This is a genomic window from Microcoleus sp. T2B6 (assembly GCF_036700475.1).
Lineage (GTDB): Bacteria > Cyanobacteriota > Cyanobacteriia > Cyanobacteriales > Microcoleaceae > Microcoleus.
The window spans coordinates 1-11,228 of sequence record NZ_JAUBOZ010000160.1 but is presented as its reverse complement, the minus strand read 5'-3'; the positions used below and the strand labels follow the sequence as shown (position 1 = coordinate 11,228).

10 protein-coding genes are annotated in these 11,228 nt (G+C 47.6%); 6 read left to right on the top strand and 4 right to left on the bottom strand.

What is annotated here, in order from left to right:
- The first annotated feature begins 233 nt into the window (after positions 1-233).
- Entirely contained in the window at positions 234-1,619 is a 1,386-nt protein-coding gene (gene rlmB / locus QUA00_RS34715) for a 23S rRNA (guanosine(2251)-2'-O)-methyltransferase RlmB (protein ID WP_333413052.1), read from the top strand.
- A gap of 293 nt (positions 1,620-1,912) precedes the next feature.
- Positions 1,913-2,191, top strand: a complete 279-nt coding sequence (locus tag QUA00_RS34710; RefSeq protein WP_333306306.1) for a DUF1816 domain-containing protein — start codon at positions 1,913-1,915, stop codon at positions 2,189-2,191.
- A gap of 131 nt (positions 2,192-2,322) precedes the next feature.
- Here QUA00_RS34710 and QUA00_RS34705 read toward each other — a convergent pair whose 3' ends face one another.
- The 3 genes from QUA00_RS34705 to QUA00_RS34695 form a co-directional block, all read right to left on the bottom strand.
- On the bottom strand, positions 2,323-3,153 hold the full coding sequence (locus tag QUA00_RS34705) for an alpha/beta hydrolase (protein WP_333413050.1): 831 nt from the start codon (positions 3,151-3,153) through the stop codon (positions 2,323-2,325).
- A 56-nt stretch (positions 3,154-3,209) separates the two neighbouring features.
- Entirely contained in the window at positions 3,210-4,511 is a 1,302-nt protein-coding gene (locus QUA00_RS34700) for a serine hydrolase (protein ID WP_333413049.1), read from the bottom strand.
- Between the two features lie 414 nt (positions 4,512-4,925).
- On the bottom strand, positions 4,926-5,381 hold the full coding sequence (locus QUA00_RS34695; protein WP_333057162.1) for a helix-turn-helix domain-containing protein: 456 nt from the start codon (positions 5,379-5,381) through the stop codon (positions 4,926-4,928).
- Between the two features lie 159 nt (positions 5,382-5,540).
- Here QUA00_RS34695 and QUA00_RS34690 point away from each other — a divergent pair, with 159 nt between their 5' ends.
- The 3 genes from QUA00_RS34690 (at position 5,541) to QUA00_RS34680 (ending at position 9,048) form a co-directional block, all read left to right on the top strand.
- Positions 5,541-5,711: a hypothetical protein gene (locus tag QUA00_RS34690; RefSeq protein WP_333306300.1), complete on the top strand. Its 171-nt coding sequence runs from the start codon at positions 5,541-5,543 to the stop codon at positions 5,709-5,711.
- A 771-nt stretch (positions 5,712-6,482) separates the two neighbouring features.
- Positions 6,483-7,943, top strand: coding sequence for an Asp-tRNA(Asn)/Glu-tRNA(Gln) amidotransferase subunit GatA (gene gatA / locus QUA00_RS34685; protein WP_333306328.1), 1,461 nt, complete (start codon positions 6,483-6,485; stop codon positions 7,941-7,943).
- Between the two features lie 118 nt (positions 7,944-8,061).
- Positions 8,062-9,048 (top strand): alpha/beta fold hydrolase, encoded by a 987-nt coding sequence (locus QUA00_RS34680; RefSeq protein WP_333413047.1) that lies wholly within the window; start codon positions 8,062-8,064, stop codon positions 9,046-9,048.
- A gap of 104 nt (positions 9,049-9,152) precedes the next feature.
- On the opposite strand, the gene QUA00_RS34675 is transcribed toward QUA00_RS34680, so the two are convergent.
- A complete protein-coding gene (locus QUA00_RS34675; protein ID WP_333306296.1) occupies positions 9,153-9,896 on the bottom strand; it encodes a pentapeptide repeat-containing protein in 744 nt (247 codons plus the stop codon).
- A 585-nt stretch (positions 9,897-10,481) separates the two neighbouring features.
- Between QUA00_RS34675 and QUA00_RS34670 the strand changes: the two genes are divergently transcribed.
- Positions 10,482-11,132 carry an ATP-binding protein gene (locus QUA00_RS34670; RefSeq protein ID WP_333306292.1) on the top strand — a complete coding sequence of 217 codons (651 nt, stop codon included), beginning with the start codon at positions 10,482-10,484 and terminating at the stop codon, positions 11,130-11,132.
- Positions 11,133-11,228 lie beyond the last annotated feature (96 nt).

Below are 11,228 nucleotides of genomic sequence, written 5' to 3'. Positions count from 1 at the left end.
TAAGACGACTTCGGTTGCGTCAGTCAGTGAAGTGTCAAGAATCACCGCACTTTTAGGGCGGTGAGTATGTCAACAGTTATTAACTAGCTATTTGAACACAGCAAAATCCTTGCTCCCTCGCTAGACTATCTCAAATCTCAAAGCCCAAAGATTGCTCCCTCAATCAAGAATCTCACATCTACAATCTACAATCGACTAGCCTTCAGCCAAAACCTTTTGACCACAAGAAACCAATGAGAAAATTTACCAAACCCAACTTTTCGCGATCGAATTCCGACAGCAAGCCATTCAAAAGCGAAGGCCGCCGTCAGGACTCACAACCATCCTCTCCCCGCTTTGAACGCAAGCCCCGTCCCGATACTCGCGGAGTAGACGCCCCTCAAAAGCGATCGACCTTCGCCCCGCAATCGCGAGAAATGCCTGTGAGAGCAATTTTCAAACGGAGAGTCGATTCCGACAGCCAACCGGAAATTCGCAAAAATAATCATTTCAAAGACAGAGACAGCAGCCCGCAGGAATCCCGCGGCAATTATTACCAAGACAGAGACAGAGATAGTAGCCCGCAGCCGGCCCGCAACAATTTCCGAGACAGAGACAGAGACAGCAGCCCCCAGCCGGCCCGCAACAATTTCCGAGACAGAGACAAAGACAGCAGCCCCCAGCCGGTCCGCAACAATTTCCGAGACAGAAACAGAGACAGCAGTCCGCAGGAATCGAGGGGCAATTATTACAAAGACAGAGACAAAGACAATAGCCCGCAGGAATTCCGGGGCAACCATTTCAGAGACAGAGACAAAGACAGAGACACTCGCCCTGTTGACACTGCCTCAAATACAGTCGTGCAACCAGACGCAGACACAGACGACATGATTTACGGCCGCCATGCGGTGCAAGCAGCTTTAGAAACAAACCAAGTCCTCAACCGGATCTGGGTTGTCCCCCACCTGCGCTACGATCCCCGCTTTCACAGCTTGCTAACCGAAGCCAAAGCCAACGGCAGCATCATTGACGAAGTTGACGATTTGCGCCTCGACTACATCACGCGCAAAGCAAACCACCAAGGCGTAGCCGCCCAAGTATCAGCCTACGAATACCTGGATTTGAGCGAACTGATCGCAAAGGCTAAGTCAGCTTGCGAAGATCCAGTAATTGTGGTAGCAGAAGGACTCAACGATCCGCACAATCTAGGGGCGATTATTCGCACCGCAGAAGCATTGGGATCTCAGGGCATGGTGATTCCGCAGCGGCGGGCTGTTGGGATTACCTCAGCAGTGAGAAAAGTGGCAGCAGGGGCATTGGAAAGCCTGCCCGTGGCGAGGGTTGTCAATCTTAACCGGGCGCTGGAAGAACTCAAAGAGGCTGGATTCTGGATTTATGGGACTGCAGCAGGCGTCGGTCAATCTATAGAGACAGTCAAGTTCTCCGGGCCCACTGTTTTAGTGGTGGGTGGTGAAGCTGACGGTTTGAGCCTTTTGATACAGCGCGGATGTGACGGATTAGTTTCAATTCCTTTAAGGGGCCATACTCCTAGCCTGAATGTCTCGGTAGCAACGGGGATGGCTTTATACGAAATTTACCGTCAGCGCGGGCCCAAAAAGTTTCACGTACACGGATCGTAAAGGTGCTTGAAAAAAAGAGCACAACAGAGTAGTTTATTGTGAATGCTGCCCAGAATTGAGCAGCACCACACCCGGAACAAGTAAGGATAGCCGATCGACTGTCGTTACTTGTTCAGGCGAAAGTAGAAGGGGCCAGCCCCCTAGGTTCAAACAGGAATTCGACACCAATCTATTTAGATATATTTAAATAGGTTTGGATCGGTTCTTGGTAGCAGTCAGCCTCGTGTAAATAACAAAAGCCTAGGCGTGTTCGCAGCACCCTGAAAACACCGTCAAATACATTAGAAAAGCACATGAAAGAATTCTTGATTAGCTTGCTCAATTTTTTCGGATTGGCTTGGTGGGTTGAAGTTAAAACTTCAGCGCCGCGGTGCATTTACTATTTTGGCCCGTTCTTAACCAATGGAGAGGCGGAAGCTGCAAAAGCAGGATATGTAGAAGACATAGAAAATGAAGGGGCAGAAGGTGTTAGTGTTTCGATTCACCGCTGCAAACCAATTACTTTGACGGTTGCAGAAGATTTGGGAAAGCTTGGTGATGGAGGGCTGTGGCCGGTTTTGAGCAGTCAGTAGAAGCAGGGGGAATTTTGAGTTTTGAGAGGGCTACGCTTCCCTCGCAACGCTGTGCGGTTTTGAGTTGTGATTTATAACTTCAAAACTGTTGAGTGTTGGGTGATTGCTTCTGACAAACTCCAAACTTAAGACTAGCAATTGCCCACTGCTTCGGGGTGACTCTCCATCCAACGATCGATGTCTGCGATTACCCGATCGGGAATTTCCCAAGGGAACAAGTGCGCTGTATTTGGATAACACTGCCACTGACAGTCGTGGAGGTGGCGGGCAGTTTCTAAACTGGATGCTGAGGTGATGTGCCGATCGCCCTCTCCGGCCAACACCAAGCTGGGACAATGAATGTCGCCCAGGTGCAGCAGTCGATCGTATCCAGCCCTCAGAGCGGTATTTAACGCCTTGGTGGCCGTGTTGGAAGTCTTGAGGTAGGCGGGGGTACCTGCCTGTGCTAAGTAGCGGTAAGGGGTGGCTGTATGCTGCTGTATCAAGTAGCGAAAGAGCGATCGCCTAGCAAAAGTATCAATATTCCACTGCCAACCCGGTATCACCCAATTTATAATTCCGGCTAAACCGGTGTAAAGGTTATCTTGCCAAGAGATGGGAGGATGACTTCCTCGCGGTTTTGCTGCGGATGCAAGTAAAATCAAACCGGTGACTCGCTGGGGATATTTCATGGCTAATTCCAGGGCTAAAATCCCTCCCAAAGACCATCCGATCACCAAACACCGATCAACTCCTAATCTGTCTAATAGTGCTTCTAAATCGACCAGATGATCGGTCATTTCAAAGAAAGTTGAGGTGCGGCTGTTGCCGTATCCGCGCAAGTCTGGGGCGATCGTTTGGAACCGCTTTGATAGGTGTTCTGTAAAGACCGACATACAATCGCCGGAACCTGGATGGCCGTGCAAGCAAAGAATAGGAAATCCTTTGCCTTTGACGGAAACACTGAGTTGTTGATGCGGCATTTTTTAACTGTTTGGGCGGTGCGTTGTCCCCCGCTATAAATTGTATATTCCAGCGGTTAAAAGCTGGGGTTTCGGACCATGTAATCGGCAATTTTAGAAATAGACTGGCGCATTTGTAGCTCGCCGCTGCGGCTGTCAATCACAGTAATCACATAGGCCTCGTCGTCAATGCTCATCGCTAAAGTTGTGCCGAGTACGCGCGAATTTTGGCCGGTTTTTTCGCCCAACCACTGAGCTTTAGTTCCTTTTAACGCGGCAAATCCCAGAGCGTGATCGTACTGGCGGTTGAGAGTTTCTATTAACAGTTTAGCACCGGGTGTTTCGCCGTTGTAAATTTGCACCATCATTTCGGTGAGTTCGTTAGCAGTCAGGCGGTTGCGACCAGAACCGGGGTTGGAGGGCATAATTCTTTCCCCCATTAATTTGAAGTTGACGCGGGTGACTTCGTAGCCGCTATTATCTAAATATTGATTGATGTAATCCGAACCTAAATAATCGATTAGTTGATTAGTGGCGATATTGCTGCTGCGATAGATCATTTCTTCTAACAGTAGCTGTAGCGGGTAATTGCGATTAGACCTAATCTTTGCCGATGCGTCTTCGGTGAAATTACCGCGAGTGACTAATACTTCCTGGTTCAGACTAATTTTTTCTTTTTCGACTTTTTGCATCAGGGCGACAGCAATCGGCAATTTAATTAAGCTGGCCGGACTGGCAGGAGGCACGTCGCCCCGGAGGTTTACGCACTCTCTAGAAAGGTTGCAAATGCCGATCGAAGCTTGAGCCGATAAACCGCTTTCCCTGGCAAGCGCACCCAACAAATCAGATTTTGCTTGCTGCACTTGAAAGGTTGCTGCTGTTAAATTTTCCCGGTATTCTTGAGTTTTTGAGGCAGTGACGGAAGCTAAAAATGAATTTTGAGGAACTTCCTGCAAGTTGTTGAGGGCTTGATGCCAGAAAAATTGAGTTTGCTGCGAAGATTCGATCGACTTATTTGGCTGCCCTTTAGTTTCTACGGCTCTGTTGGCTAAACGGACTGCTTGCTGTAAGTTGTCGTTAGCCCTCTGTTCTACTAATATTTGAGCTTCTACTGCTTGCAACTGCTGTAGCAGTTGTTCTTGAGGATTGGCTGCGAAGGGAACTAAGCCGGAAAGGATGCTTGGTTCTGGGGAGGGAGATGAGGGTTGTTCTAATTCGGCGATCAGCCCATCGCGAATTTTGTAGAGTTCGTCTAGGGAACGCGGGTTAGATGATTGAGAGAATGAACTTGCGATGGTTAACATCTGAACCAGTCCAATGCCGGCTACTACTGCCGCCATCTTGTTGGCGATCGACAAAAAACGCCTGAGTTCTGGCATATTTAACATCCTCAACACAACCAAATTCTATATAAGCAGCTATTGTTACATCAGTCAAACGATTTTAGATTGGAGATTGGAGATTTGGGATTTTAGCCGTAGCCGTAGGGTGCGTCGCCACCCTTAAATCCTCAAAAAAGAGCGACCATCTCATAGCGACGCACCTTTTATTTTAATGAACCCCGGCAACAACCCTCCGTTTCACTCCGCCCAACATTTTTGTGGTAGCAAGCTTGTTAATAAATGATAGAAGGTGCGTCGCCACAAAATAGTCGATTTAATTTAGGGATTTTTAATGGCGACACACCCTACGAATACTGCTATTGACTAATGAGTGCTGACTAATGACTTCTGCCAAAATAAAGGGAGCGATCGCACGAAGGCAATCAACCCCCTCTAAATATTGGGAACTATCTACTTTCTGCGCCGCCGTCGCCAGTCAGCACCCAACCGCTTGAGGTAATCCCAGCCGCGTTGGGGCCAGACATGATCGCTACCGATCTTTTCGGCAATCCAGCGAGCGACTTTGGGGCCTGTCCAGTCTCCGCCGTCGGGGGCAGGGCCTAGCAGGGCTTGTCGCAGTTCTTCTTGCTGTTCAGGATTCAGCAAGGATTTTGCAGGAGGGGGCTGGCGGTCTCCGCTGCGGTTTCTGACAGAGTTAGGCCCTTCTCGGTTATAGCGCTGGACAATTTCTTTGGCGTAGTCGTAGTTGAGGCCTACGACTTGGGCTGCTTGTTTGATAGTCCAATTTCGGGACACTAACAGCAGCAAGTGCCAGCGGCGCGACTCTGTGGTGTTTTGTGCCTGCCGGTAGCGAATTTTGAGTTCCTCTGCCGTCAGGTGGGATTCTAAGTGAGCTTTAGGTGGCATTCCTCCAACGGGGCATCGGGAACTTCTTACCATATATCTTTGGTTTTGGGGATAATTCCGGATGAAATTATTTTCCTGGGGATCGTTCGGGCAAATAAGTAGCTTTTTTTACCCCAGATGCACGCAGCTAGTCGCATTTGAGGAAGGAGTGCTGTTTTTTTGCAGGTGCGCGCAACAGGAGACTTCGGCGTGGCGGTGAGCGTTCCGAGCTTTTTTGTGAACCTCAGATTTCTGACAGGCTTTTTGACCTTTGGCACAATGGGCGTGGATCGGAAAAGGTCGATCGCTATTTTCTTCGATCGCGCCGCAGCCATTAATTCACTCGGCTGACTGATAACTTTCAGTGATTGTTGACTAAAAAACTGCTCTTCCTAATCTGACCATAATTATTAGGGTATCGACAGCCATACTCTAATATTTTATTAGCATCATTTTCTATTTTTAGTTAAGCTTTTTCGGAATTTTCAGGACGCGATTAATTTCGTAAAAAATCAGCTTTAGATGCTGCCAACTATGCTATTAAAAATAAATCCCATCTATGTGAGATGGGATTTTCTTTTAACACAAAGTTTAGTAGAGTCTGAATATTCCCCGAAATAAAGCAGTCATAATCTAGGATTAGTTTATTTTTCCTGCCATTTTTGTCTACCATAAATCCTGGGTTGCATCGAAGACAAACTGGGTTCTAATATTTTAGAATTTAGATTACAGAATTTGGAATGACTGATTTCCTAATGATTGCGATCTTGCATAGACATTCTTGAAGACCGAACCTAATTATGTAGGGGTCGCATTGCACACCTTACCCCTTACTCATATAAATCTCGCGTTAAACCACTTTTTGCATCAGTCCTGATACAGTTGCATTCTTGGTTTGTTAAAAAATTAGGTAAAAAACTCGATCGCTATTTTGTGTCCCGTGGGATTTTGGGAATTTAATCTATTGTATATAAAATGACCGATCGCCCGTTAGCGGAGCCCTCTTCGAGGCTCGAACTTTCGCCACAAAAATAGCTGACTTTGCCTTCGGGCTGTAAGCAGGTACAATTGCCAGCTATATTAACTGTATTGTCTCAAAGTAGAAATGATAAAGGTACGAGCATGGCATCCATCCGCGAGTTGCACCGACAACTGGTCAATAAAGAACGCTCTGCTGTGGAAATTACTCAAGAAGCATTAGACCGAATTACCCAGCTAGAGCCGAAGTTGAAAAGCTTTCTGTGCGTGACGGCAGACAGCGCATTGGCGCAGGCCCATAAAGTGGATGCCCAAATCGCAGCCGGAGAGCAAATTGGCCTGTTGGCCGGTATCCCGATCGCCGTTAAAGATAATATGTGCACCGAGGGCGTTCCCACAACCTGCGCCTCTCGGATTTTGGAGAATTTTGTGCCTCCCTACGATGCCACCGTCGTCTCGAAACTCCAAGCAGCCGGTGCGGTGATTGTGGGTAAGGCGAATATGGACGAGTTTGCAATGGGGAGCTCGACGGAAACTTCTGCTTATCAAGTTACCGCGAATCCTTGGGACTTGGAGCGCGTGCCCGGAGGGTCTTCTGGCGGTTCTGCCGCAGCGGTAGCCGCTGGAGAATGCGTCGTGAGTTTGGGTTCGGATACTGGGGGATCAATCCGCCAACCTGCTGCTTTTTGCGGGTTGGTAGGGCTGAAACCGACTTATGGGTTGGTTTCTCGCTACGGTTTGGTGGCCTATGCTTCTTCTCTCGATCAAATCGGGCCCTTTGGCCGGACTGTTGAGGATTCGGCGATTTTGTTGGGGGCGATCGCCGGTTATGATCCGAGAGATTCCACGAGTCTTAATGTCCCAATTCCTGACTACGCTCAAGCTTTAAGACCCAGTTTGCGACCAAAGGGTCAGATTAGAATTGGTGTAATTAAAGAAACTTTTGGTGTAGGGCTGGACTCCGGGGTTAAAGACGCTGTTACTAAGGCGATCGAGCAATTTCAACAATTGGGCGCAGAAATTCAAGTCATTTCTTGTCCCCGGTTCCGCTACGGTTTGCCCACTTACTACATTATTGCCCCCTCGGAAGCTTCGGCAAATTTGGCGCGATATGATGGAGTTAAGTACGGTTTCCGGTCTCCCGACTCCGATAATCTTTTGGATATGTATGCCAAAACCCGCTCTCAAGGGTTCGGTGCGGAAGTTAAACGCCGGATTGCGATCGGCACTTACGTATTGTCGGCTGGATATTACGATGCCTATTATCTAAAAGCTCAAAAAGTTCGGACTTTGATTAAAGAAGACTTTGAAAAAGCTTTTTCTCAAGTTGATGTTTTAGTCTGTCCCACTGCTCCTACTACCGCATTTAAGGCAGGCGAAAAATTCAATGACCCCCTGAGTATGTATTTGTCAGATTTGATGACTATTCCCGTGAATCTTGCTGGTTTGCCAGCTTTGAGTTTGCCCTGCGGATTTGATGATAAAGGACTGCCCGTGGGTATACAACTGATTGGTAATGTTTTGCAAGAATCTCGGCTGTTTCAGGTGGCTCACGCTTACGAACAGTCTACGAATTGGCACTTACACCACCCCGAATTGCATTAATTTTTGAAACTCGGCGGAATACGGTGGCGGAGGTTAGTAATCGATCTTGGCTAATTGTCTGAATTAATAATTTGCCATTAGCTTTTGAGCGATATCTAATTTCCCGCGTGCTCTATCTATGAACAATCTGCTAGTATTCCTTTTGTCTAAATCGCTAATAGCTTTTGGGATAGTTTTGGCCGTTGCTTATTCTGCTGCTTGTGTATTCCTCTTTGTAGCGCAAGGTAAGTTTATCTTTTTTCCCGCGCGCGCGATCGAAACTACGCCAGATGATTTTCAGTTGAAATATCAAGATGTTTGGTTGCCAATTTCAACTAAAACAGGCGCGGTGGAAAGCGTGCACGGGTGGTGGATTCCTGCCTCGAAAAATCCCCCCAGCCCCCCCGAAGCTATGGGTGGAGCAAGAAAGGGGGAGTCGTTTCTGGCTACGCCCCAAAGTGACAAACGGGCCGTCGCTGCGGTTCCCCCCCTTAACAAGGGGGGGCTAGGGAAGGTAGTTTTGTACCTGCACGGCAATGCTTCAAATGTGGGATCAAATGTCGAACACGCTTATCGATTTCATGGGTTAGGTTTGTCGGTATTTGTGATGGATTATCGTGGTTATGGAAAAAGCCAGGGCGATTTTCCGAGTGAATCTCAGGTTTATGAGGATGCTCAACTTGCTTGGGATTATTTGGTGAAACAGCGGGGGATTAACCCGAATCAAATTTATATCTACGGTCATTCTTTGGGAGGGGCGATCGCGATCGATCTAGCCGTGCGTCACCCGGAGGCGGCAGGGGTAATTGTAGAAGGCTCTTTTACTTCCACGCGGGCGATGGTGAATTTCCAAAAAGGGCTGTTTTGGATGTTTCCGATCGATTTTTTGCTGACACAGCGGTTTGATTCTCTTTCAAAAGTCGATCGCCTGCAAATGCCTGTGCTGTTTATTCACGGGGCTGCTGACAATGTAGTTCCAGTGGAAATGACCAAAAAACTGTTTGATGCAGCACCTGAGCCCAAACAGTTGTACATAGTTCCTGACGGAGGTCACACTAATGTGGCACATATCGGGGGCGCAGAATATCTGCAAATACTGAGCCAATTTTTAGGTTCTTCACAGTAGATAAAAGCTATTGGCGGTAACAGGTTAAGTTTGATAGCTGTACCGCCTGCTCGCCCTTCTAACAGTAGATATCTCAAGCGGAGCAGTTATCCCGATGATACCGCTTAGTACAACCTTAATACATTCAGCCACCAGTCATTTAAGGCATAGCAGTAATTACAGTAATTGTTCGCGCTTATAGCTTGTTCTTTCTTAACTTCGCAGCCGCGCCGAGATGTTTTTCGATCCGGCATCCGGGCGCCGCAGAGATTGGCATCTGTAAGATTAGTTTTGTTCAATCTCGCATCCCTCAAGTCGGCAGATCGTAGGTCGGCACCGCTAAGATTTGCACCGCTTAAATCGGCTTCTTGGAGGTCGGCCCCCCTGAGATTTGCACCGCTTAAATCGGCATTTCTCAGGTCTGTTCTACTTAGTTTAGCGGCGCTCAAATTACTGCATTTTAAATTAGCCAACTGGAGCGATGCGTCTCGCAGAAAACTCTCGCTGAGGTTGGCATTTTCTAAATTGGCTCCCCTGATGTCTGCCCTGCTCATGTCAGCTTTGCTGAGGTCGGCGTCAGCCAAAAAGGCGTTTCTCATGTTGGCGTTGTTTAAATTAGCTTCCATTAAGTCAGCCGCAGTCAAGTCGGCATCAACTAAGTCGGCCCTGTTGAGAGTGGCGCGGCTCAAGGAAGCGCCAAACAAATCTGCACGGCTCAAGGAAGCGCCAAATAAGTCGCATCCGGGACATCCTCTGGTTTCTAGCAGCCGCTTGACTAGAGACAGATTTTGAGCTTGTAAGGGAAGTGCGGCGCAAAATGGGAGTAGCATTATCGCTGCAGTCAGAATTTTCAGTTTGATTTTGGTCATAGTCTGGGTAAGTCCTGTAACTGCCTTTCATCACCGATTTGTCTGCTGGACTTACGTGCGGGGGGCCAAAAACCCGGTTTCCTCGTTAATTCCTCGCTGCCCAACCCAATATTCTGAGCAGAAACAGGGTTGTTTGCGTAAGTCCTAGTCTAGTGGATGGACGCGACTCGACGGTGTAAGGTTCGATCGCCATCACGGATATTACTTACGCGTTGGGGATGAAAGCCCGCACATCAAGGCTCCCCGGCAGCGAACGGCGAACGGCCGGATGCGCTAAATGCCAGGGATTCTGGAGCTGGCGACGGCTGCGGCAAGTGACCGACTCCGACAACGGATAAGTATTTGTAATGGATGCAGTTGGATTTTGCTGCCGAGGGCGATCGTTCTCCGTACAGGCGATCGGTAAATAAGCCAATTGGCTTAGACTCTTAAGACATATTGCTGATGCGCTGCCTTCTCTAAAAAAGATAGCATTTTTGTGTGATCCCCGAAATAATACTGAGCAAGCCAGTATCAAAAAAATACCAAATGTCTCGGCGGGTAGGAAAATTGGGTACAGCTAATACTTTCAGACGAGGAAAATAGATGTCGAACAGCATAGATCAACTTGCAGAAGGTGGCCGGGGGATCAAACTCATGTGGCAGATTGCAGACGAGATCAGTTACACCCGGACTCTCGACAATCGAAATTGTTTGTGGCTGAGTAAAAGTTACGAAGTAGAAGGTCGCAATCGATCGCAAAATATAAAAAATGCTAGCGTTTTAGATGGGTTAATGAATTTATTAAACACCTGGGATTGGCAGACTGAAACAGAGCAGGAAGAAGAGCTGTATGAAACTTGTGTTCAACATATTAGCCTGCAAGTCAACACAGATGTCAATGCTTTAACTCAAGTTTTGTTGTGGTTTGAGCAGTTGAAATATTTATCGCTCCCCAATGAGGTTTGGTGTAAGTTTCAGTTGGCGTTGGCTGAAGGTTTCACTAATGCAGTTCGCCACGCTCACAAAAAGTTGCCAGTAGAAACTCCTGTTCAACTGGAAATTATGGTGTTTAACGGACGGTTGGAACTCAAAGTTTGGGATTGCGGGCCGTGTTTTGATTTTGATGCTAAGCTAAAGGAAATTAGGGCAGCAGATAGAAATAACGGCTTGGATTTAGAAGTTTTGAACGATGCTTGCTTGATGCCTAGCAGACAAAAAACTTTGGAACCGTCTCTATTCCTAATTGCTGGGTAGCTTTGGGGTGAGGGACAATTAGGGTGCATCTCAGTTTGGCAAATACATCAAATTGAAAGTTGACCGTTGAGATAAGCACAGCGAAGAGCAAGGATA